Origin of the sequence: Shewanella sp. SG44-6 (assembly GCF_014164185.1) — a bacterium.
Classification (GTDB): domain Bacteria; phylum Pseudomonadota; class Gammaproteobacteria; order Enterobacterales; family Shewanellaceae; genus Shewanella; species Shewanella vesiculosa.
The window spans coordinates 15413-40301 of the sequence record NZ_JACJER010000031.1 but is presented as its reverse complement, the minus strand read 5'-3'; the positions used below and the strand labels follow the sequence as shown (position 1 = coordinate 40301).

Genomic DNA, 24889 nt, shown 5'->3' with positions numbered 1-24889 from the left:
TCGCTTAATTAAAAAAAACACTCACAATTCGTAGTACAACTAAGATATTGGCATCTAAAGTCGAATTCCGATCTTGCAGGTATTTTGCTCTTTAACCTCTTTAATTGGACCAAAAATAAGTGTTTTTATCCAGTTTTAAATCATGGATTTGCACCAATGGGCATCACAGTAAGTGAAAAAATACCGGTTTTTACCTTTTTTCATCAGTTTTATAAAACATTAGTCTCTTTCTACTAATTCAAATCAGGCTTTCTGGTCCTTTGGGTGTTAATAATCTTACTCAAAGTACCTTTAACTTAGGCTTATGCTCTATTTGTAGTGATGGGGGAATTTGGCCACTTGCTTAGCCGTTTTCAGCATAATATTTTATCTGAACTAATATGATCCGCAGTGATTTTCTAGCTTAATTTTGCTTCTAAATGGGCTAGGAGGTTAACTCATTAATGTTCAAAAGTTAGCTAGAAATTGATCAAATTTAATGGGCATAAAAAAATAATTAAGGAAGGCTTGTGTGCTAATGAAAATGATCAAGCTTTGGCAATCACACCGATCAAATGATTAACTTGACTATGCTTTATAAAAATTGAATAGGGAATCAGATGAAATTTAATGATCTACATACATCTTATTATAACTGCATACTTATTCACCTAAAGCTATCGATTTGAGTTAATATTGTTTTAACGACATGAACCGATTGAGGTAACTATACAAAGTTTGGCTTTTATTTACGGCCCAGAGTCATCAGGTAAAACCACATTAACTCTTGAAGTGATTGCCGCAGCGCAACGCGAAGGTAAAACCTGTGCGTTTATTGATGCTGAACATGCTCTTGACCCAATTTATGCCAAAAAGCTAGGCGTAGATATTGATAACTTACTTTGTTCACAGCCAGATACAGGCGAACAAGCACTAGAAATTTGTGATGCGTTAACGCGTTCAGGTGCGGTAGATGTTATCGTTGTCGATTCTGTTGCAGCATTAACACCAAAAGCAGAAATTGAAGGTGAAATTGGTGATTCGCATATGGGCCTTGCCGCGCGTATGATGAGCCAAGCGATGCGAAAACTTGCTGGTAACCTTAAGCAATCAAACACACTGCTTATTTTTATTAACCAAATTCGTATGAAAATTGGTGTAATGTTTGGTAGCCCAGAAACGACTACAGGTGGTAATGCACTTAAATTCTACGCATCTGTTCGTTTAGATATTCGTCGTACCGGTGCGATTAAAGATGGCGATGAAGTCATCGGTAATGAAACTCGCGTTAAAGTGGTTAAAAATAAGATTGCAGCTCCATTTAAGCAAGCTGAATTCCAGATCCTTTATGGACAAGGTATTAACCGTACCGGCGAACTAGTTGACTTAGGTGTTGCACACAAGCTGGTTGATAAAGCCGGTGCTTGGTACAGCTACAAAGGCGAAAAAATTGGTCAAGGCCGTGCCAATGCTGGTAAATTTTTGACTGAAAATCCAGCTATTGCTGATGAAATTAATACCACTCTTCGTGGCATGTTATTGAATGGTGGGGCTAACTCATCAGACTCAACCACTGAAAGTGATGAGAATATTGACCTTGAAACAGGTGAAGTATTCTAAATTAGCCAGTCATATTTATCGCGGTAGCGCTTTTGCGCGCCGCGAAAATTCCCGCCATAAAGTCGCCTCATTACAAGCACTCACCATCTTTTACACTCACCATATTTTAAACGTCATCCAGTCTAAATGTTGCAAATAATGGCAAACTCAGAGCCTTTTAAGTGACACTTGTCATGCACAATGGCTAATCTTTCCAGCTATAGTCAACACCGCTTTAAGCAAAAAAATATCTAAAGCCTTTAACACCCTTGGTATGCATTTATTTGTGTTTGCTAATGTTAAGGTGATTGCATCATTTTTAAGTAAAGTTGGGTACATTGAGAAATGTACGGCGACAAGTTGCTCTATCAAATGTCGGTTAGGCTAAATAATATCCTTTTTAATAACATCCTTTTTAATCACATTATTTCTTATCACATCACGATTGTGCTGATTACCAGACTCGCCAAAATGTTAACTATCTTGGTTTCTTATGCGTTTGATTTGGTTGCTTATCAGATTGATTAATAAAATTATGTCCTAGTCATGATCAACGAGCTTATTTATAGACAAGATAGAAATGCATATTCCGTTTAAATAATCAGTGGATTGAGTTCGCTATCTCCGTCGTTATCGGGCCAGTAGATCGTTATTCTATCGATTTTTGTCGAGATTATAATCAACTGACTCAACTCGCTTCTTTCGACAAATTCAGTATATAATGTCTACATTTACTAGCTTGCATATCAAGCTCGTTACTTTTGTATTTTCTCTATTCAGGGCCATTTCATGTTTCAGACTACAGCAGAGTTAAGAAGTGCATTTTTAAAGTACTTTGAAGATAACGGACATCAGGTTGTTGATAGCAGCTCGCTCGTTCCCACTAACGACCCAACACTGTTATTTACCAATGCGGGTATGAATCAGTTTAAAGATGTGTTCCTCGGTATGGATAAGCGCAACTATAGCCGAGCAACAACATCACAACGTTGCGTTCGTGCTGGTGGTAAACATAACGATTTAGACAATGTGGGTTATACCGCTCGTCACCACACTTTTTTTGAAATGTTGGGTAATTTCAGTTTTGGCGATTATTTTAAAGAAGATGCGATTCGTTTTGCGTGGACCTTTTTAACTGAAACCCTCAAGCTGCCAAAAGATCGCTTATGTGTCACCATTTATGAAACAGATGACGAAGCCTATGAACTTTGGACGCAAAAAATTGGTGTTGCACCTGAAAATATGATCCGTATTGGTGATAATAAAGGTGGCGCGTTTGCGTCTGATAACTTCTGGCAGATGGGTGATACCGGACCTTGTGGCCCATGTAGCGAAATTTTCTATGATCATGGCGATCATATCTGGGGTGGTCGTCCTGGTACGCCTGAAGAAGACGGCGATCGCTTTATTGAAATCTGGAATATTGTATTTATGCAATATAACCGTCAAGCCGACGGTGAAATGTTGCCATTACCTAAACCTTCGGTTGATACAGGTATGGGCATTGAGCGTATTGCAGCAATTATGCAAGGTGTGCATTCAAACTACGAAATCGATATATTTAAACAACTCATCGCAAAAACGGCTGAAATTATTGGTGTATCTGATTTAGAAAATAAATCATTACGGGTTATTGCTGATCATATACGTTCTTGTGCATTTTTAATTGCCGATGGTGTTATGCCATCAAACGAAGGCCGTGGTTATGTATTGCGTCGTATTATTCGTCGCGCAGTTCGTCACGGTAATAAGCTTGGTGCTACCGATGCATTTTTCTATAAGTTAGTCCCAACACTCATTAGCGTTATGGGTGATGCAGCTAATGGTTTAAAACAAACACAAGCCATTGTTGAAAAAGCCTTAAAAGCAGAAGAAGAGCAGTTTGCTCGTACACTTGAGCGTGGCTTAGTGATTTTGGATGGTGCGCTAAATACGCTACAAGGTAATACTTTAGATGGTGAAACGGTATTTAAACTGTATGACACTTATGGTTTTCCAGTTGATTTAACCGCTGATGTTTGTCGTGAACGTGATATTAATGTTGATGAAGCAGGCTTTGAAGTCGCAATGGCGGAGCAAAGAAGTCGCGCACAAGCCGCAGGTAACTTTGGCGCAGATTATAATAGCCAATTAATTATTGATGCAGAAACCGCATTCAGTGGTTATACCGAGTTAACTGGTCAGCCTAATGTGATTGGTTTATATGTTGACGGTAAAGCGGTTGATACTGTGGTTGCCGGTCAAGATGCCGTTGTTGTGCTAGATAATACGCCATTCTATGCAGAGTCAGGTGGACAGGTGGGCGATAAAGGTCAACTGACAGCTGAAGGTTTACTGTTTATTGTTAACGACACGCAAAAGTTTGGCCCTGCTATTGGTCATGAAGGTCAATTAAGCCAAGGCAAATTAGTTATCGGTCAGCAGTTAACTGCGCAAGTGGATAAAAATTTACGTCATCGTACTCAGTTAAATCATTCCGTCACTCACTTACTGCATGCTGCATTACGTCAAGTGTTAGGCTCGCATGTGTCTCAGAAGGGCTCATTAGTTAACCCTGAGCGCTTACGTTTTGACTTTGCTCATTTTGAAGCGGTTAAAGCTTCAGAGTTAAAGGCGGTTGAAGATCTAGTCAATACTCAAATTCGCCGTAACCATGAACTTTGCACCACGGAAATGGCCATTGACGAAGCCAAAGAAAAAGGCGCCATGGCATTATTTGGTGAGAAATACGATGACCAAGTCCGCGTGGTGACTATGGGGGATTTCTCTATCGAGCTATGTGGTGGTACTCATGTTGGCCGTACTGGTGATATTGGGTTATTTAAAATCACTTCTGAGGGCGGTATTGCTGCCGGTGTGCGTCGTATTGAGGCTGTCACAGGTATCGCAGCAATGGCTTATATTGCCGATCAACAAGCAGTATTAGATGAAGCCGCGCAATTACTTAAATCAGACAGTGCTTCAGTTGTGGCTAAGTTAAAAGCCCAGTTAGATAAAGTGAAGCAATTAGAAAAAGATTTGTCGCAGTTAAAAGATAAGTTAGCTGCAGCAGCCAGTGCCGATATGGCGGGTGATGCAGTCGACATCAATGGGGTTAAGTTGTTAGTTAAGCAGCTTGATGGCATTGATCCTGGTTCACTTCGTGGTTTACAAGATGAGCTGAAACAAAAGCTTAAATCTGCGATTATTGTCTTAGGTACGTCTAAAGACGGTAAAGTTAACTTAATTGCTGGTGTCAGCAATGATTTAACTAAAAAAGTTAAAGCGGGTGAGTTAGTGGCAATGGTCGCACAGCAGGTTGGCGGTAAGGGCGGCGGACGCCCAGATATGGCTCAAGCGGGTGGTACTCAGCCTGAGAATTTAGCCGCTGCATTAGCCTTGGTTGCACCTTGGGTAAACGAACGTTTAAGCTAATTAAATCTGTAAATTAACGATTTATCGGCAATTGAGTCATAAAGTCTACTATATGCAGCTTTATGACTTGAGTGCTATCAGTAGATTTGGCATAGTGAACTAACTTGCTAACAGTAAAAGCGTTTAAAAGGATTACCAGTGTCAGACAATGCTTTTTTTTGTGCTCAAGTGTAGTACTCTGATTTGGTATTTGTTTTCCATTGCTAGCGTTTTTGTTATTGGTTTGCCGTATTGGATTGTTTAACCAGCGAGTCGTATCGTGAATGTGATTAATTGACGGTTAACCTCGTTTCAAAAGATGAAAATCATCAAGTTTTATGATTTCTTAAGAGAATATGCTTTATAAACCGACGTATTCAGAAATTGATACTATGATTTTATGTAAAGCAGACCTTATAATGAGCGCATATTACGGATAAAGCGTGTTATGCAGATTGAACTTAAAGGAGCAGTCGAATGCTAATTTTGACTCGTCGTGTAGGCGAAACATTAATGATCGGTGACGAAGTCACAGTTACTGTGTTAGGTGTTAAAGGTAACCAGGTACGTATCGGTGTCAATGCACCTAAAGAAGTCTCTGTTCATCGTGAAGAGATCTATCAACGTATTCAGTCTGAGAAGTCAGGTACCCCTTCTGAAGGTGGTAATTACTAAGTTCGAGCATATTTGATCGATATCAAAAAAGTCAGCATTTGCTGACTTTTTTGTTTTCTGCATGTGAGATATTTCTGGCGGTTAAACAGGGCGGTTAAGTTTATATTCAGTATGGTTAGTCAAAGCGCTTCATATTATTTAAGTTAAGGCTTACTCGCATCTGTGTACCACAGCAGAGTGATTATATTGATAATAGATAGCACATTCATCGATACACGGGCGAAGACTAAATACAGGAGCGCTCAGGCGTGTTAGCTGCCCTTTCTTCAACGACGAGCCCAATCCGTTATCGTAGTGATCCAATAGCAGGATGCCTATTCTATGTTGCAAAGCAAAATGCTTTGTCTCTTGGCTTACCCTCCAGACGAGGTTGGAGTATTCGCTCTACGCGAGTGATATTAAAAACAGCCTCCATGGCTTTGATTAAGACCTTGTTAAAGTATCTTACTGACACTCTAATATGAGCATTGGAAATCGCTTGGTTTTATTGTGTTGAGTCAGCATTAATCTATCTCAAACGATTTGCCCTAGTTGAGCTGGCATTAAGTGGTCAATTATCGTTCAGATTATCAACTACATAAAAAATACTTAAACCGTTCATGTTAATCATTATGGTCACATTAATTATGACAAATAGCCTGGCGAAATTTTAATCTTCAAAACCTCGTCTAAATTAGTTAATTGATATGCTGATAATGTCGTATGTAAAAAAAGTTTTTTATCGCTAAATTTCTAACAGACTTAACAGCGAGATAATGAGATGAAGGAAGATTATTTAAATCAATTTTCACTGAAAAGAACACTGTTTTTGTGACTATTTGAGTCTATTATCCCCAATGTGCTTAAAAACACTCCAAATGAAGTTAGGTTTCCTAAAAAGGGTTTGACTTATTTTCATCAAACAGTAATATGTGCGCCAAGAAACGGAGAGGTGGCCGAGTGGCCGAAGGCGCTCCCCTGCTAAGGGAGTATGGGCTTTAAATCCCATCGAGGGTTCGAATCCCTCCTTCTCCGCCATTTCTTACAATAGATATACGATGCGGATGTAGCTCAGCTGGATAGAGTACCTGGCTACGAACCAGGCGGTCGGAGGTTCGACTCCTCCCATCCGCACCATTATCTATTATAGTGTTAAACATGAATGCGCGTGTAGCTCAGCTGGATAGAGTACCTGGCTACGAACCAGGCGGTCGGAGGTTCGACTCCTCCCACGCGCACCATTCATGTTTCACTAAAACCCAATTTATGCGCGTGTAGCTCAGCTGGATAGAGTACCTGGCTACGAACCAGGCGGTCGGAGGTTCGACTCCTCCCACGCGCACCATATATTGCGGAGAGGTGGCCGAGTGGCCGAAGGCGCTCCCCTGCTAAGGGAGTATGGGCTTTAAATCCCATCGAGGGTTCGAATCCCTCCTTCTCCGCCATTCATTAAGTATAGTTAGCAGTTTAATGCTAACTACAGCGATACTGATGAATGGCATGTTGTAACGATTTTGCGCGTGTAGCTCAGCTGGATAGAGTACCTGGCTACGAACCAGGCGGTCGGAGGTTCGACTCCTCCCACGCGCACCATAATAAAAAAGCCCTGCATTATTGCAGGGCTTTTTTTATGGTTCATTTTTAGACTATTTTTTTATCCACGCCTAAGCCCTTTATCAACAAAAGCTGATATTTACATCTTTATTCACTTATCTCCCAAGTCGTGATTTGTTATTCATTTTATCAAGCTGTTAAATCAATAAAATATGACTCATATCGTTGTTCTTATCATGGTTTTACTAATTTAAAGCTTATTAAGCGAAATTTATTGATGATTTAATAAATTATGCCTGTATTTATTGAGATTTATTGATCCAACCTCATCTAATATCACTAATTTGGTAAGACCAATTTACAAAAAGATAGCATTGTGGCGCTAATTTGTTTATATTTTGTGACGGTTTTTTGGGTTTTAATCTCAGTTTGCTGTTTTACCATGAAAATATAACTTCATTGAATACGCGTTCAATATGAATATTTATGCTTTATTGAATAGTTGATGCGCTTTATGTAACCGTTAACGGTGTTCCTGTCTTGGTGCAGGTTTGTGATATTGCACCGCGATCGCGCATTAGCGCACGATACATAATAGCCAGCGCGATAGTTTGATGTTTAATAGAAAAAGTGAGGACACATGACATCGATATCAGAGCAGTTATCTGATGCACTTGGCATTATGGTAATGGGCATGGGCTTAGTATTTATTTTTTTGAGTATTTTAATTATTGGTATTGGCATTGTTGCCAAGCTTTTTCCTGCACCTATCGAGGAGCCTGTCACTGGGCCAGCAACGACAGGTTGTGCAAAAACCGTTGGGATAGATCCTAAGTTGGTTGCCGCTATCACTTCTGCGATACATCAATACCGCGCAAAATAATTTTGGAGTCATTATGATCAAGCCGTTAGCATTAACCGATGTTGTCCTGCGTGACGCACACCAATCAATACTCGCAACACGTTTACGTATTGACGATATGTTACCTATTGCACCACTGTTAGACAAAATAGGCTTTTGGTCTCTTGAGTCATGGGGAGGGGCCACATTTGACTCTTGTATTCGCTATTTAGGTGAAGACCCTTGGGATCGCATTCGTGAACTCAAAAAAGCCATGCCTAATACCCCGCAGCAAATGTTGCTTCGAGGCCAAAATTTATTAGGTTATCGTCATTATGCCGATGATGTTGTTACGCGTTTTGTCGAACGAGCGCATGCCAATGGTGTCGATGTATTTCGTATTTTTGATGCGATGAACGACGTGCGTAATCTTGAAACCGCGGTTAAAGCGGTTAAAAATGTTGGCGGTCATGCTCAAGGAACAATTTCTTTCACTACTAGCCCAGTTCATTCTGTTGATACTTGGGTCGATATGGCAAAGCGTTTAGAAGATATGGGCGCTGATTCATTATGCATTAAAGACATGGCTGGTTTACTTAAACCGATGCAAGCTTACGATCTGATCAGCCGTTTAAAATCGCAAACAGACCTAATGGTGTCGATGCATTGTCATGCAACAACGGGCCTGAGCACGGCTACATATCAAAAAGCCATTGAAGCGGGTGTTGATGTGCTCGATACCGCTATCTCTTCAATGAGCCAGACTTACGGCCACAGCGCCACAGAAACCTTAGTGGCTATGGTTGAAGATACTGACAGAGCAACCGGTTACGATATGGTATTGCTAGAAGAGATTGCCGCTTACTTTCGTGAGGTGCGTAAAAAGTATGTGCGTTTCGAAGGTGCATTAAAAGGTATCGACTCACGTATTTTACGCGCTCAAGTGCCTGGTGGCATGTTAACCAACATGGAAAATCAATTAAAAGAGCAGGGCGCTGCTGATAAAATGGATGCCGTGCTTGAGGAGATCCCGCGGGTGCGTGAAGACTTAGGATTTCTTCCATTAGTCACCCCAACATCACAAATTGTTGGTTCGCAATCGGTGATTAACGTATTAATGGGCGAGCGTTATAAGTCCATGACCAAAGAAACCGAAGGCGTGTTAAAAGGCGAATACGGTGCGACGCCAGCGCCGGTTAATGCTGAGCTTCAGGCAAGAGTGTTAAAAGGCGAGCAGCCTATTACTTGTCGGCCGGCAGATTTGATTGCACCCGAACTCGACAAACTACGTACTGAGTTAGCTGAAATATCTGCAGATCAAGGTATCTCGTTAGCTGCAGACGTTGACGATGATGTAATGACTTACGCCTTGTTCAATCAAATTGGTCTGCAATTTCTTAAAAATCGCGGTAATCCGGATGCATTTGAACCTATACCAAGCGCCGACGATCTTAACGTTAAAGTCGATAGCGGCCCTGCAACGTATCGCGTCAATGTAGAAGGTCAGCATTTTGTCGTCGAAGTCAGCGAAGGAGGGGAAATAAGTCACATTGCGCCAGCTTCCGCTTCAGCCGCGCCAGCAGTTGCAACGCCAACTCAAATTGCCTCACCGCCTGCAGGCGAGGTTAAGTGCACTATGGCTGCGCCATTATCGGGTAATATTTTTAAAGTGCTAGTGAGCAATGGTCAAGCGGTAACAAGCGGTGAAGTGATCATCATCCTTGAAGCAATGAAAATGGAAACTGAAATTCGCGCTCAACAAGATGGTGTTGTCACTCAGTTAGCAGTTAAACAAGGTGACAGCGTAACCGTAGGTTCAGCATTGTTATCATTAGCATAAGAGGTCGAGATGGAAGGATTATTGGCCTTTTGGGCAGAAACGGGTATCGCTAACTTTACTGGTGGCCAACTGCTAATGATGGCTGTTGGTTGTTTGTTATTATTTTTAGCAATAATGAAAGGTTTTGAACCGTTATTATTATTACCCATTGGATTTGGGGCAATATTAGCCAACATTCCTAATGCCGGCTTTACTGATGAAGGTGGTTTATTATTTTACGCTTATCATGTTGGGATCGAGACTGGGGTGTTCCCGTTACTCATCTTCATGGGTGTCGGTGCATTAACTGATTTCGGCGCACTAATTGCTAACCCTAAAACGCTACTACTGGGTGCGGCTGCACAATTTGGTATTTTTGCCACCTTGCTCGGTGCTATTGCCTTAAATTGGGTGCCTGGGTTTGAGTTTAGTATGCAAGATGCTGCAGCTATTGCGATTATTGGTGGTGCAGACGGTCCAACGGCGATTTTCTTAGCCTCTAAACTCGCGCCAGAATTGTTAGGGGCAATTGCTGTTGCTGCATATTCATATATGGCACTCGTGCCGCTTATTCAGCCGCCAATTATGAAACTGCTCACGACCAAAGCCGAGCGTGAAATCAAAATGGAGCAATTGCGTGAGGTCAGTAAGAAAGAGAAAATTATTTTCCCACTGATGGTGCTTGGTTTAACCATTTTGTTTTTACCCGCGGCAACGCCCTTAATCGGCATGTTCTGTTTGGGTAATTTAATGCGCGAATCTGGCGTGGTTGATCGTTTATCAAAGACAGCTCAGAACGAGTTAATCAATATAGTGACGATCTTTTTAGGTCTAGCCGTTGGGTCTAAGTTATCTGCGGATCAATTTCTTCGTATCGAAACGTTAGGTATTTTAATCCTGGGGGCGGTTGCATTCAGCATTGGTACCGCTTCTGGTGTATTGATGGCTAAATTAATGAGTAAGCTTTCTGGTGGAAAAATTAATCCACTTATTGGTGCCGCTGGGGTTTCTGCCGTGCCAATGGCTGCCCGTGTGGTTAATAAAGTTGGTTTAGAGGCTAACAACCAAAACTTCTTGCTGATGCACGCGATGGGACCTAACGTTGCCGGTGTTTTGGGCAGTGCTGTCGCTGCTGGTGTGTTATTGGCTGTTTTGGGCTAAAGCGTCTATTTTCTGCTTAAGCAGACTCATCGATATGCAGCCTAAATCTTAATGGCTTTAGGCTGTCTAGTGAGTCCACTCAGTTGATTTGATTCGTCTGTTTACTGTTGATTATTATGGGGATGGTGGGATTAAAATGGTCTAATATTGCTTAGCTGTTTTAGTCTTTAAAGCGGTTACTGTGGTATTTAGTCGTACGAAGAGAGATTTGTCTTTGCAATTAATAGCAATAAGCCAGCACGATAAAGTGCTGGCTTATTCATTTATACAATATTGTTTTCGGTGTTATTAAGCTGTTTGTTCAATTGGCTTGTCATCCGAGTAAAACTGTTCAACATCAAGCTGACCTTCGCTCTTACCAATAACAACCGCGGTCATCATGTCGCCAGTGACATTCGTTGCCGTGCGGATCATGTCAATAATACGGTCAATAGCCGCAATAAAGGCGATACCTTCAAGTGGTAAGCCTATCACGCCTAATGTCACAGTTAACATCACCATCGCGCTACCTGGCACACCTGCGGTACCGACAGAAGCAACCGTTGCCGTGACTGCAATCAACATATAGTCGGTCATGTCGAGCGGAATACCGTAAATTTGTGCAATAAAAATGGCGGCAATCGCAGGGTAAATACCACCACAACCGTCCATGTTCATTGTTGCGCCCAAGGGTAATACAAACGCACTGTATCGTTTTGATACGCCCATCGCCTCTGAACAACGGGTACTGGCAGGTAAGGTTCCGAAACTTGATGCAGTACTGAAGGCTACGATTTGCGCTGGCATGGCTTTACGGAAAAACTGCACAGGACTTAACCCTGCAGCAAACTTTACTAACCCGCCGTAAACAAAAATGATATGGATGAGTGCGGCAATATAAATCGCCATAATAAACTTACCTAATGGTAATAATGTGCTCAACCCATACTCACCTACAACCCACGCCATTAGGCCAAATACGCCAATTGGTGTCAGTTTTAGCACCATACGGGTTAATTGAAACATCACTTCAGCACCAGCTTCAATAACGTTCTTTAACGGTGCGGCTTTTTCGCCGACTGCATTAATGGCAATACCAACTAGCGCGGCAAATACGATGATTTGCAACACATTGCCATCAGCTAATGATGCAAACGGATTGACTGGGATCATGTTGAGCAACACTTGGGCGAAGCCTGGAATATCACGCTCGCGCACCTCTGTTGTGGCTAAAGCAAGATTACCACCCATATCGATCAGACTGCCGACCGTTAAGCCAATAAATGAAGCAATTGTGCCGGTAAACATAAACATGGCTAACGTTTTAAAGCTTAAACGCTTTAAATTACCCTGCGAGCCTAGAGAGGTAATGCTGACCACAATGGCACAAAATACTAAAGGCGCGACCAGCATTTTAATGGCACTAATAAACAAATCACCCAGCGGTTTTAACATTATCGCCGATTCGCCTAATCCGACACCTGTGAGTGTGCCTAAAACAAAGCCAGCAATGACTTTCTGCCAAAAAGGGATGCGTTTGAGGGTTTGCAATATCATGAAAGTTCCAAATTATGTCATTATGGCGCTACTCAATTTGAGTAGACAAGGTCGTTGTGCGAGACTCATTATGTTTATTAATGAGTTATGAATTACTAAAAAGTTAACCCCTCTATTGGCGACATCGTGCGATATTACTGGCTAGTCTTTAAAAAAATAGCCGGTGTTAACGCTTAATAACGATCAATTAAATTCGTTAAGGTTAATAAATATTAATCGTATTGTATGAAGTGATCCAATGACAAACAACGTTATTTTATTATAACTTATAAGAATAAATAAATTTGTTATTATAACTTTAAGTATTTCACTCCCTATTAACGTATTTGCATGATAACGACTTTAATTTTGTCAGTTTAGTCAGAAAAGCTTGCGTTTTTTGCGTAATTCATCGTTTTACCACTAGGGTGTTTAGGCCAATATCTTGGCCTGAGATACATCATTTTAAGATTGATGCACCGGATCTTGAGCGAGATATGTTGGGCTTACATTCATATTAAAGGCTCAATAAAAATAAATTGAATAGTGAACATAATGAAACTATTAATGCGTATTAAGGTCTATTGATGACAAATTTATGGTTAATGTTCAGCGGTGCGTTTTTAGCCGCCACCTTACTGCCTGGTGGCTCTGAAGTCTTACTGGTAGCTTTACTTAATCAAACCCCCTCTTCATGGCTTGAATTATTGATACTGGCTAGTATCGGAAATACACTCGGGGCGATAACCAGTTATGGTCTTGGTCGAGCAGGGCGATTAGCCAAAAATCCTCAAGATATTCAAAGCCGACAATATCGTTATGCGCTTGCGTGGATAGAAAAATATGGTACGTGGGCGTTACTGTTATCTTGGTTACCAATAATTGGTGATTTATTATGTTTACTGGCTGGATGGCTTAAAATTCCTATTGTGCCGGCATCATTTTTTATGTTTGTCGGTAAGCTTATCCGTTATAGCCTCATAGTGTTACTGGTGATGTATTCGGTCGATTTTTGATAGCCATTATCTGTATAACCGTCATGGTTATATTTGTTATAAAAGGAAGGAATCAGTTTTGAAACTAAATGTAAATAAATGGATACTGGCTGCTGCCATCAGCGCAGCGTTGAGTGGTTGTGCATATAACGCTCAGCAAGCATCGAGTTTACCCCAAGGTGTCACCTTAATCGAAATCGCGACCCCGCAAGAAAACCAAGTGAGTATTCCCTATAAAAAATATCAGTTAGCCAATGGTCTAACGGTTATTTTACATCAAGATAAGTCAGATCCTTTGGCTCATGTCGATGTGACTTATCATGTGGGATCGGCGCGAGAACTAGCAGGGCGCAGTGGTTTTGCCCATTTATTTGAGCACATGATGTTTCAAGGTTCACAGCATGTTGAGGATGAACAACATTTTAAAGTGGTGACCGAAGCGGGCGGAACATTAAACGGCAGTACTAATACTGATAGAACCAATTACTTTGAAACGGTTCCGAGTAACCAGTTAGAAAAAATGCTGTGGTTAGAGTCGGATCGTATGGGTTTTTTACTGCCAGCGCTCACCAGCGAAAAATTTGAGGTGCAACGTGAAACCGTTAAAAATGAGCGCGCTCAGCGTATCGATAACCGCCCTTATGGTCGTTTGAATGAACGTTTTAACCAAGCATTCTATCCCGCTAACCATCCTTATTCATGGCCTGTTATTGGTTGGCCAGACGACTTAAATCGCGCCACAGTCGATGACGTTAAACATTTTTTCCAACGTTGGTATGGACCTAACAATGCCACCTTAACCATTGGTGGTGACATTGATGAAATGCAAACATTGGCGTGGGTGAATAAATATTTTGGGGAAATTCCAGCGGGACCAGTCGTCAAGCCTGAAGCGAAAACCATGGTCACATTGGATAAAACTCGCTATATCTCGATGGAAGATAAAGTACACCTACCGCTTATTTACGTCGGGTTTCCAACCGTTTATGCGCAGCACAAAGACGAGGCAGCCCTCGATTTACTGGCTAATATTCTTGGCGGCGGTAAAACATCACTGATTTATAAGAATTTAGTTAAAGATGGCTATGCAGTGCAAGCTGCGGTCAGTCATCCATGCCAAGAGCTGGCCTGTCAATTATCACTTTATGCAGTGGCCAATCCCGCTAAAGGTGGCAGTCTTGCCGATCTTGAAACTCGAATTAATCAGACTATTAATGAGTTTGAACAACGTGGCGTAACCGATGATGACTTACAAAAAGTGAAAGTGCAGTTCGAAGCCAATACTATTTTTGGTATGCAGAGTGTGGCCGGTAAAGTGTCCACCCTTGCTGCGAACCAAACCTTCTTTGGTCAGCCTGACATGGTGGCATCTGATTTAGCTCGTTATGCTAAAGTCACCAAAGCCGATGTGATGCGCGTTTTCAATACTTACATTAAAAACAAACCCATGGTGGTGATGAGTATTGTCCCTGAAGGGCAAACGCAATTGATTGCTCATCCAGACAATTTTATACCAAGCACTATGCCTATTGCACAAGAAGCGGTCACAGGATTAACCGACATCACTTTTGCAAAGTCTTCATTTAATCGCAATAAAATACCTTCATCTGCTGCAGCACCTTTGTTAACCGTTCCGCAATTATGGGACAGCAAGCTTGCCAATGGCATCGAAGTGATGGGCACTGAAAGTGATGAAACTCCAACCGTTGAACTGCTTATTTATCTTGATGGTGGTCATCGATTAGACCCAGCTAACAAAGCCGGTTTAGCAGAATTAACTGCATCTATGCTTAATGAGTCAAGCGAGCTGCGAAGCAGTGAAGATTTAGCTGGCGCGCTTGATATGCTTGGGTCATCCATTAGCTTTGGTTCCAGTGATTCACAAAGTTATATCAAGGTATCGAGTTTGACCGAAAATCTTGATGCTACGCTGGCACTGGTTAAAGAGCGTTTGTTTAGTCCTGGTTTTGTTGCCGCTGATTTTGAACGGGTTAAGCAGCAACAATTGCAAGGCTTACAACATCAGCTGTCCGATGCTAACTATCTCGCTAGCACTGGTTTTTCTGCTTTGTTGTATGGTGAAAATAGTCCGTTGGGCATCAGCAGTGATGGTACGATTAACACCATATCAGCGTTAACTCTTGATGATGTGAAGCAGTTTTATCATCAGCAGTACCGTGCCGGTAATGCTCAGATGGTGGTGGTATCAGACTTAAGCCAGCAGCAGATCATGCCGAAGTTGTCGATGTTTGCTCAGTGGCAAGGTGAGGCAACGCACTTTGCTGCATTACCTGCATTGCCAGCCCACCCTAAAAATATCGTTTATCTGATTGATAAACCGGGTGCGGCTCAATCGGTTATTAATATTGGTCAGGTGTCGTTACCCTATGATGCTACCGGTGATTTCTTTAAAGCCTATTTGATGAACTATCCATTAGGTGATGCGTTTAATAGTCGAGTTAATCTAAACTTACGTGAAGATAAAGGTTACACCTATGGTGCTCGCACTCAATTTAGTGGTGGTGAAGATACCGGTAAATTTATGGCTTATGCCAGTGTGAGAAGTGATGTCACAGGCTTATCTTTGGCTGAGTTTGTCAAAGAAATTAACGCTTACCAAGCGTCAGGTATGACAGACGAAGAAAGTGCCTTTATGCGCAGTTCAATTGCCCAAAGCCAAGCATTAGAATACGAAACACCGTATCAAAAAACGGGCTTTTTAAGAATGATCCAACGCTATCAGTTAGCTCAAAATTTTACGGCTGAGCAAGACCAAATCGTCAACAGTATTTCGACGGATGAACTAAATAAATTGGCCAGTAAGTTACTTAATATCAACGATATGGTTATGTTGGTGGTGGGAGATAAAACCACAGTTGAACCGCAACTAAAAGCGCTAGGATATCAGGTTGAAATGGTCACGCTTGCTGACTAGTTGAACACTTGTTCCTAATAGGGTTAACAGTCGCCTTGAAATAAGTTAATGTTAACCCTATATAGATATAGCCCAAGCTATTTTAAAATAGGTTGTGCTATATCGTATGCTTTAATCGTAATATCATTCTGTGTCGGTTAATGAGTGAATAGCAGAGAATGTTTAAGGATCCATTAACGGTGACATAGAGTGTTGCCGTTTTTAATTTCACCCTCATAAACACGCTAATTATACTGAGTTACACTTTTTTCGCGTTTTCAGTAATAATCTCGTTTATTATCAGGTCCAGCTGTTTACTCGCAATGCGAATCCATAAAAGAGAGTAGTAAATTGAAGTCTTTCAATGAAAAAGTCGAACACTTAAGCGACACTCAAGGCCGTGAGGCTTTATTGGGCATGTCACGTGGTATTGAACGTGAAGCATTGCGTATTGATGAAAATGGCCATCTAGCACAAGACGAACACCCAAAAGCGCTTGGTTCTGCTCTTACTCATTCGCGTATCACTACCGATTATAGTGAAGCTTTATTAGAATTTATTACGCCGGTAAGCCACAGTGTTGATGAGTTATTAGATGGGTTAACCCAAACCCATGCATATAGTGTGCGCAATTTAAACGGTCAAAAATTGTGGCCTGTCAGCATGCCATGTTACGTCGGTGACGTCAGTGATATTCCGGTTGCACGTTATGGTAGTTCCAATAACGGTAAAATGAAAACGCTATACCGCAAAGGATTAACCCATCGCTATGGTGCGTTAATGCAAATTATTTCCGGGGTGCATTTTAATTTTTCTGTGTCGCAAGATTTATGGCAACGCCTGTATGACGACAAAATTGCTAATGGCAATGGCAGCGCTTGTTGCAGTAAAAATATTAGCCTTGAAGATTTTATCTCAGAATCCTACTTCGGCCTTATTCGAAATTATCGTCGTTTAGTGTGGGTATTACCGTATTTGTTTGGCTCGACGCCGGCATTATGCAGTTCGTTTATTAAAGATCAAGATGTCGATTTTGAGTTTCAAAAAACCGGTAAAGGCACCTTGTATCTGCCTTATGCAACGTCACTGCGCATGAGCGATTTAGGTTATACCAATAAAGAACAAGACACGCTGAATATTAGTTACAACTCATTGCCTGAATACCTTGAGGGTGTGGGCGCTGCGATTAAGATGCCCTCGAAAAGTTTTGCTAAAATCGGCATTAATGTCGATGGAGAGTATCGCCAACTCAACAGCAATATATTACAAATTGAAAATGAGTTTTACGCCCCCATACGCGCTAAGCGTGTGACCAAAAAAGGTGAAAAACCTTCACAAGCTTTATCGCGTGCAGGGGTTGAGTATATTGAAGTGCGCGCTTTGGATGTGAATCCATTTAGCCCTGTTGGTATTGACGCCACTCAAGTGCGTTTTCTTGATCTGTTCCTGTTGTATTGCCTATTATCTCCTTCTGAAAATACTGATGAGGTCGGTGAGGCTGAAATTGCCGCTAACTTAAAAGCCGTCGTATTAGAAGGCCGTAAGCCAGGACTTGAACTACAGCGTAATGGCAAAAATATTGGATTAACGCAATGGATGCATGAACTCTTTGCACAATTAGACACTATCGCTAAGCTGCTCGACGGCGATGATAGCTATGCCTACAAAACTGCATTGAATACTTGGTCGGAAGCCATTGATAACCCAAACAAAACGTTATCAGGTCGAGTGATGAATGAGGTCGTCCTTAAAGGTACCGATCACGGCGTGTGGGTTAAACAATTGGCTAATGATTACCACGAGTTTTTAAGCCATTACCCATTAAGTGATGAGATTACAAAATCTTATGAGGATGAGGCGAAAAAATCTTTACTTGAATTACAAAGTTTAGAGGCTCAACCACAAGATAATTTTGCGGTTTTCTTACAAAATTATTTTAATGATGTTGTTCCTGCTGGCACTTTCGAGGCGAAATAAGCGATGCAATTTTATTCATCTTGGCGAGCACTGCTGGTTGCGGGCGCGGCATTGGCTATTCAGGGCTGTGCCTCATCGCCAGATGATATGGTTGAATGTGGTACTGTGTCGAGCTATGTAGAGCCCGACAACAGTGCTAATTTATATCGTGTCGTGGTCACTCATTTAGACGGCGTGCCAGTTATTTCAAGACCGAATTATCTATTATCGCCAGGCGAACATACATTTACTGTGGCAGAACTGATTAACTCACCAGATTTGAAAGTGTCATTATCAGCTCGTAAGGTAAAAATGCTTTCGGTTAATGTCGTTGCCGAGCAGCAATACCATATAGCGGCTAAATTCAATACCGATAAAATCTATATTGGTCAAAATCAAGGCTATTGGCAGCCAATAGTTTGGCAAACCGAATTTCATCAATGTGAAATGAAACGCTAAGCATAATTGCATTGATTTTTAATTGATGTAAAACTAAATCCAGAATCAATATCTTAGGTGCTGGTAGAGGTGTTATGAAGTGTTTTTTAGGTATCGTTAGCGTTGTTTTATCTCTGTCATTAGCGGGCTGTGCCACTTCGCCTCCAAAAGAGCCTGATAATTTATGTTCTATTTTTAAAGAACATCGTTCGTGGTATGACGCAGCGGTTAATACACGTGAAAAATGGGGCGTGCCTGTACATGTTCCTTTAGCGATGATGTATCAAGAAAGTTCCTTCAAGCATAATGCTGCACCACCAATGGAATACTTTTTAGGTTTTATCCCCACAGGACGTGCGAGTGACGCTTATGGATATGCGCAAGCCAAAACCATGACTTGGAACGATTATGTTCGTGAAACAGGTAACAGTTGGTCTAGCCGCAGCGACTTTGACGATGCGATGGATTTTATGGGTTGGTTTATCTACAAAACAAATAAAATTAATGGTGTATCCAAGTGGGATGCTAAAAACCAATACTTAAATTACCATGAAGGCTGGGGCGGTTATAAACGTGGCAGCTATAAAGCCAAAAAATGGTTAGTCCCGGTAGCGAATAAAGTCGATCAACGTTCAAAACGTTATGCTGCGCAATATCATCAATGCAAAGAGAATTTAGATTCGTCATGGTTGTGGCGATTATTTTTTGATTAACCATACAGCCTCCTTGTGAGGCTATTTATTGTGCGTAAAACATCCACTTACTCCTTAAATACACTCGATTGTAATAGTTGTGTTTACATTTTGTTAAATCGTCAATATCCTGCATTGTGTAAAATGTTGTCAACGATATTGCGGATCCCAATATGCAAACTCAAAATAATAATAAATTGCAGTTAAAAGTGGTGCTACTTCCGGCGTTATGCCTGGTGCTAGCAATGTTGGCGATTTTTTTTATGTCAGCGCCAGTTGATCAATCTACGGTGTTAATCTTGCTAGGGTGCACTTTAGTGATCCAGTCAGGGCTTGGCTGGTTGTTATTTAATCAAGCGATTAACCAGCGTTTAGCGGCACTTCAAGATTATTTAGCCTTGGTCGTGAGTACTGAAACCGCACCACAGAAGCGCCTAGTCGATCCGATTGATGATCAACTCGGTCACATAACTAACCAGTTCAGTGCCTTTATTGAAGGCTTAAAAGTCGTTTTAGCTGAGATTAGACAAGATGTACAAACTTTTCACCATGGCTCACAGGTACTCACTGAGCGAATGAGTTTAGCCGAGCAGTCGATTAGCAATAGTCATGGTGAGAACGAACATATCACCTTATCTTTAAACGCCATTACTCAAACCGCAGATGACTTATCCTTAAGTGCTGATGACCTTAAATCGACCTCAGTTAACCTGACCCAGTTATTACAGTCTGGCAATCAAGACGCTATCGCCAATCACCAAAGTATGACTGATTTCACCAATGGCATTGATGTTATGGTGAACGACTTAGATCTACTCAATAAAGACAGTCAGAAAATTGGTAGCGTACTCGAGGTGATTAAAAGTATTGCAGAGCAAACTAACTTATTGGCGCTTAATGCCGCTATCGAAGCCGCTCGTGCGGGTGAGCAAGGCCGAGGTTTTGCTGTGGTTGCTGATGAAGTGCGTGCATTAGCCTCGCGCACTCAAGAGTCCACCGTCGAAATACAAACCATAGTGGAAGCACTGCAAATTAAAGCTAATAATGCGGTTAATGGCATCAGTAAAAGCCAGCAGATAAGCCAAGTCGGCCTGCAACAATGTCAGCGAGTCACTCAAGCATTTGATAATATTGAAGTGGTATTTACCCAGCTTGACAGTGTCGCCAGCAACATTGCTGATAGTATTTTGGGCCAGCAAGCATCGACTAATTCAATTAATCAACGTGCGGCAAAAATGTCGAGTTTAAGCCAAGATGTTCATGACCATTTAACTGTGATAGCCGAGCGGGCGCAACAGCAAAAAGTCACCGCTAACAAGCTTGATCAAGAGTTAACCCGAGTGTGCGTGTAGTTGTGTTTGCCGCTAAAAAACTGACATAAAAAAGGAGCCTAGGCTCCTTTTTTATTAACGTGTTTATTGCCAAGCGCTTGGCAAATTGACCGGGCAAAATTTACTTGGCAAACTCAGCTAAAATCCAATCTAATGGTGCTTGATACTGTTGTGGCATCCACGTTTTAAGCTGATTGATACTGTCAGTCAGCATAGGGTTATTATGCACAGACAGATTCAAATGACCCACTTTGCGCCCCACGCGAACTTCTTTGTTATACCAAAACAGCTCCGCATTAGGCAGGCTTAACCAGCGATCGTCTTTATCAACGCCGATAAGGTTTACCATCACGCATTGAAAATTCACTTGTGGCTGATGCAAAGGTAAGTTACATAAAGCCCGTAAATGCAATTCAAACTGATTGATATGGCAACCCGCTTGGGTCCAATGGCCAGAATTATGCACCCGCGGTGCTAACTCATTCACCATTAAGTGTTCACCAACACGGAAACATTCCATTGCCATTACACCGACGTATTCAAGACCATGCATGACCTTGCTTAGCATGTCTTCCGCTTCAGCTTGCAAAGGAGCTAGGCGGCTTAATGGCGCGATAGAGGCCATTAAAATACCGTCTTGGTGCAAGTTAAGTGTTAGTGGGTAGAACAAACAGCGGCCATCTTGAGTGCGAACACCAACGATCGACACTTCTTCATCGAAGTTAATCGCTTGTTCGGCAATTGCTTCGTTGCGCCAATCGGCAGGGATGGTTGTCGATTCTGCCTGTTTTAACCAATGTTGGCCTTTACCGTCATAACCGCCGGTGCGACGTTTTAATAATACCCGCTCACCATAAGCCTTATGCAGGGCTTCGGTGCTGGTATTGTCATCGACCAATTGCCAAGGTGATGTGGCGACAGCTAATTCATCGAGCAAACTTTTTTGAGTAAAGCGATCCGCTAAACGACCAAATACTGGACCATTAATAAAATGTGGGTGTTGGCTGAGTTGTAAACTCAGCTGTGACTCTGGCCATTGCTCGCGTTCAGCGGTAATGATGTCATCAGCTTCTAGCGGTAATTGCGCATCTGATGGCGTCATAATATCAACTGGACGCACATTAATGCCTAACGGCTGGCCAGCATGACTGAGCATGGCGCCTAATTGACCGTCACCCAATACCCAAAGATTTTTTGGCAAAGTCATTAGTCTTCTCTCGGATCGGGATTATCAAGGACCGAGCGGGTTTGCTCATCACGAAATGCTTCTAAACGTTCACCTAAAGCGGCATCGCTAATCGCCAAAATTTGACTGGCTAATAAACCGGCGTTAAATGCACCAGCAGTACCGATAGCCAAGGTGCCAACGGCAATCCCTTTAGGCATCTGTACAATAGACAATAGACTGTCCATGCCAGATAGTGCTTTGCTTTGTACTGGGACACCCAGCACAGGTAAACGAGTTTTAGAGGCGATCATGCCAGGTAAATGGGCTGCGCCACCTGCGCCACCAATAATGACTTTATAGCCTTTATCGGCAGCGGAACTTGCAAATTCCATTAGCTTGTCAGGTGTTCTGTGAGCTGAAACGACTTCAACATGGTAAGGCACTTGTAACTTATCCATAATTTCAGCGGCGGCTTCCATCGTAGGCCAATCACTTTTCGAACCCATTACAACAGCAACTAGGGCTTGCATGTTAACTCCTTAACGTACTTATTCTATTAGTATATTTAGTTAATTCGCTCATCAGGATACCGCGGCGATTAACGTCAATATTAAGGCGATAAAAAAGGTGCTAGATAATAGCATAAGCCGTGCTCTGTTGGCTGCAATTCAGTGTTTTATGAGGCTAACACTCAGTTTCTAAATACGAAAACTAAGCTGGAACATCCAAGTTATCACTCGCTCAGATTTTTATTGGTGCTGGTTTCAATCGCGACGAAATGATCATTTAAATAACCCTTTTTACTTATCTCGTCGTTATTAGTCGCAAACGCCATCTTGTTTGGTTATCGCCAGTAGGCTTATAGCCAATCGAGTGATCACACATGAGTTGATGAAAAGCGCTTAATAAAAGCAAAATGATGAGGGAAACAGCATGAACACTAAAATAAGTCATAACCTAAGTTATCACTGCAAGCGGTTACAGCACAGTGTGTTAACCATAACGATAAGTGCCATGATTGTTAGTGGCTGCGCACCAGAACCCAAAGAAGGCTCTCAATCTGAGGCGCAAGATGCGACGATTGAAGTTGAATCATCACTTCTGCAAGCGTCAAGCAAACAGGGGCAGATACAGGCTTTGAATGATGCATCACCAGTTTCATACCAACAAGCAGCCAGTCTTGTCACTGAAGAACGGCAATTAACACGCACAAAATCCATTGATCATCCAGCTGGTTATCGCAATGTCACTTCCTTGGAGGCCAAGAGTCGTAGCATGACATTGCTGCCAAGCAATAATGATAAGTTTGCATCGGTAGTGCAAAACGGCAATATGGTTGCGGGTGAAACACCTGTATCAACCTTTTCAATTGATGTTGATACAGGCAGTTACAGCACCACGAGAAAATTGATTAATCAAGGTCAGTTGCCGCTTAAAAATAGCGTCAGAGTAGAAGAGCTGGTTAATTATTTTAGTTATGATTATCCCGCACCAACAAGAGAGAATACGCCATTTAGTGTGACAACAGAGCTTGCTCCTTCACCTTATAATCAAGATACTCAGTTACTGCGGATTGGTATTAAAGGTTATGACATTGCGCCCGACAAGCTCGGAGCCAGCAATTTAGTGTTACTTCTGGACGTGTCTGGTTCAATGTCATCTAACGATAAATTGCCCTTATTGAAACAAGCACTGCTGATGCTCAGTCAGCAGTTATCGGCGCAAGATAAAGTGTCGATTGTGGTGTATGCGGGAGCCAGTGGTGTGGTGTTAGACGGTGTCGCTGGTAATGACTTTAGCGCGATTAACATCGCACTCAGTCAGTTAAGTGCGCAAGGCGGCACTAACGGTAGCCAAGGGATTCAGCTGGCGTATCAAATAGCACAAAAGCACTTTATCGAAAACGGCAGTAACCGCGTTATTTTGGCCACAGATGGTGACTTCAACCTTGGTATGACAGATCATCAACAATTAGTTGATTACGTTGCCAGTCAAAGCAAAAAGGGGATTGGCTTATCAACCCTAGGTTTTGGTCTAGGCTCCGGCACTGCCAGTTATAACGACCATTTGTTAGAGCAATTATCAAACAAAGCCAATGGTCAGTATGCCTATATTGACACCCTCAATGAGGCCAGAAAAGTCCTTGTTGACCAACTTCATGCCACCCTGCTAACCATTGCTCATGATGTCAAAATACAAATCGAGTTTAATCCAGCTGTCGTGTCAGAATATCGCTTAATTGGTTATGAGAATCGTATGTTAAATCGCAGCGACTTTAACAATGATGCCGTCGATGCTGGCGAAATTGGTGCGGGGCATACTGTGACTGCTTTATATGAACTACGTTATAACGACAGCCATCAGCGCTTAGTTGATCCACTGCGTTATGCTCAGAGCCAGTCTGAGTCGGTTAGTGGGGCTAAAAACACTAATGAAAGTCGAAGCGGGCAGTTAAGTACTGTGAATGAAGTGGCATTTTTAAAGTTGCGCTATAAAGCTATTGGCGAACAAGCTAGCCAATTAATAACTTATTCGATCAGCCGTGAACAGCAGTTAACACATTTACACCAAGCCAGTGATGATTTTCGCTTTGCTGCCGCCGTCGCCGGATTTGGCCAATTACTTAATCATAATGATTATGTCCACGATACTGATTATACTAAGTTAATTACCCTTGCAGAGTCAGCTATGGGCCAAGACCATTTTGGTTATCGCCATGAGTTTGTGCAAATGCTTAAAACCGCGAGTGTACTTTCCCAAGCGTTAGCGCCGGGTGTCAATCGGCTTAATCAATAAGTGCATAATTAAAAGGATTAAATAGTGTCAACATTGAAACAGCCTACGCAACAGACTTTTGCCATACAAGCCGGCAGTGACGAG

15 protein-coding genes, 6 tRNA genes and 1 pseudogene are annotated in these 24889 nt (G+C 42.0%); 19 read left to right on the top strand and 3 right to left on the bottom strand.

Annotated elements, in window-relative coordinates; all coding sequences use genetic code 11:
* Positions 1–726: 726 nt before the first annotated feature.
* The 12 genes and pseudogenes from recA to H5185_RS07815 all read left to right on the top strand — a co-directional run.
* Positions 727–1599, top strand: a pseudogene (recA, locus tag H5185_RS07870) (recombinase RecA); the annotation flags it as partial.
* Between the two features lie 768 nt (positions 1600–2367).
* On the top strand, positions 2368–4992 hold the full coding sequence (gene alaS / locus H5185_RS07865; protein ID WP_182741760.1) for an alanine--tRNA ligase: 2625 nt from the start codon (positions 2368–2370) through the stop codon (positions 4990–4992).
* A 456-nt stretch (positions 4993–5448) separates the two neighbouring features.
* Positions 5449–5646 (top strand): carbon storage regulator CsrA, encoded by a 198-nt coding sequence (gene csrA / locus H5185_RS07860; RefSeq protein WP_011636538.1) that lies wholly within the window; start codon positions 5449–5451, stop codon positions 5644–5646.
* A gap of 925 nt (positions 5647–6571) precedes the next feature.
* Positions 6572–6663 (top strand) — tRNA-Ser (locus H5185_RS07855).
* A 22-nt stretch (positions 6664–6685) separates the two neighbouring features.
* Positions 6686–6762: transfer RNA gene (locus H5185_RS07850), tRNA-Arg, on the top strand.
* Positions 6763–6789: 27 nt separating this feature from the next.
* Positions 6790–6866: transfer RNA gene (locus H5185_RS07845), tRNA-Arg, on the top strand.
* Between the two features lie 27 nt (positions 6867–6893).
* Positions 6894–6970 (top strand) — tRNA-Arg (locus H5185_RS07840).
* An 8-nt stretch (positions 6971–6978) separates the two neighbouring features.
* A tRNA-Ser gene (locus tag H5185_RS07835) sits at positions 6979–7070 on the top strand.
* Between the two features lie 71 nt (positions 7071–7141).
* A tRNA-Arg gene (locus H5185_RS07830) sits at positions 7142–7218 on the top strand.
* A gap of 601 nt (positions 7219–7819) precedes the next feature.
* On the top strand, positions 7820–8062 hold the full coding sequence (locus tag H5185_RS07825) for an OadG family transporter subunit (protein WP_124017572.1): 243 nt from the start codon (positions 7820–7822) through the stop codon (positions 8060–8062).
* Between the two features lie 13 nt (positions 8063–8075).
* Positions 8076–9860, top strand: a complete 1785-nt coding sequence (gene oadA, locus H5185_RS07820) for a sodium-extruding oxaloacetate decarboxylase subunit alpha (RefSeq protein WP_182741759.1) — start codon at positions 8076–8078, stop codon at positions 9858–9860.
* Positions 9861–9869: 9 nt separating this feature from the next.
* On the top strand, positions 9870–11000 hold the full coding sequence (locus H5185_RS07815; RefSeq protein WP_124017570.1) for a sodium ion-translocating decarboxylase subunit beta: 1131 nt from the start codon (positions 9870–9872) through the stop codon (positions 10998–11000).
* A 288-nt stretch (positions 11001–11288) separates the two neighbouring features.
* Here the strand turns inward: H5185_RS07815 and H5185_RS07810 are convergent, their stop codons facing one another.
* The gene (locus H5185_RS07810; RefSeq protein ID WP_182697907.1) at positions 11289–12536 is read right to left on the bottom strand and encodes a dicarboxylate/amino acid:cation symporter; all 1248 of its coding nucleotides are present in this window, start codon (positions 12534–12536) and stop codon (positions 11289–11291) included.
* A 566-nt stretch (positions 12537–13102) separates the two neighbouring features.
* On the opposite strand from H5185_RS07810, the gene H5185_RS07805 reads away from it, so the two are divergent.
* The 6 genes from H5185_RS07805 (at position 13103) to H5185_RS07780 (ending at position 20862) form a co-directional block, all read left to right on the top strand.
* The gene (locus H5185_RS07805; protein WP_182697908.1) at positions 13103–13531 is read left to right on the top strand and encodes a YqaA family protein; all 429 of its coding nucleotides are present in this window, start codon (positions 13103–13105) and stop codon (positions 13529–13531) included.
* Between the two features lie 58 nt (positions 13532–13589).
* A complete protein-coding gene (locus H5185_RS07800) occupies positions 13590–16445 on the top strand; it encodes a pitrilysin family protein (protein ID WP_182741758.1) in 2856 nt (951 codons plus the stop codon).
* A 312-nt stretch (positions 16446–16757) separates the two neighbouring features.
* Complete coding sequence (gene gshA / locus H5185_RS07795) at positions 16758–18401, top strand: glutamate--cysteine ligase (protein ID WP_371696918.1); 1644 nt, start codon at positions 16758–16760, stop codon at positions 18399–18401.
* A gap of 3 nt (positions 18402–18404) precedes the next feature.
* Complete coding sequence (locus H5185_RS07790) at positions 18405–18839, top strand: hypothetical protein (RefSeq protein WP_182697911.1); 435 nt, start codon at positions 18405–18407, stop codon at positions 18837–18839.
* A gap of 74 nt (positions 18840–18913) precedes the next feature.
* The gene (locus H5185_RS07785) at positions 18914–19531 is read left to right on the top strand and encodes a hypothetical protein (protein ID WP_124017565.1); all 618 of its coding nucleotides are present in this window, start codon (positions 18914–18916) and stop codon (positions 19529–19531) included.
* Between the two features lie 152 nt (positions 19532–19683).
* Positions 19684–20862, top strand: a complete 1179-nt coding sequence (locus H5185_RS07780) for a methyl-accepting chemotaxis protein (protein ID WP_182741757.1) — start codon at positions 19684–19686, stop codon at positions 20860–20862.
* Positions 20863–20962: 100 nt separating this feature from the next.
* Here the strand turns inward: H5185_RS07780 and purK are convergent, their stop codons facing one another.
* Together purK and purE are read right to left on the bottom strand one after the other, a co-directional pair.
* The gene (gene purK, locus H5185_RS07775; RefSeq protein WP_182741756.1) at positions 20963–22048 is read right to left on the bottom strand and encodes a 5-(carboxyamino)imidazole ribonucleotide synthase; all 1086 of its coding nucleotides are present in this window, start codon (positions 22046–22048) and stop codon (positions 20963–20965) included.
* Positions 22048–22539 carry a 5-(carboxyamino)imidazole ribonucleotide mutase gene (gene purE, locus H5185_RS07770; RefSeq protein WP_182741755.1) on the bottom strand — a complete coding sequence of 164 codons (492 nt, stop codon included), beginning with the start codon at positions 22537–22539 and terminating at the stop codon, positions 22048–22050. Before purE ends, purK begins: the two co-directional genes overlap by 1 nt.
* Before the next feature lie 403 nt (positions 22540–22942).
* On the opposite strand from purE, the gene H5185_RS07765 reads away from it, so the two are divergent.
* The gene (locus H5185_RS07765; RefSeq protein ID WP_259396189.1) at positions 22943–24805 is read left to right on the top strand and encodes a VWA domain-containing protein; all 1863 of its coding nucleotides are present in this window, start codon (positions 22943–22945) and stop codon (positions 24803–24805) included.
* Positions 24806–24889 lie beyond the last annotated feature (84 nt).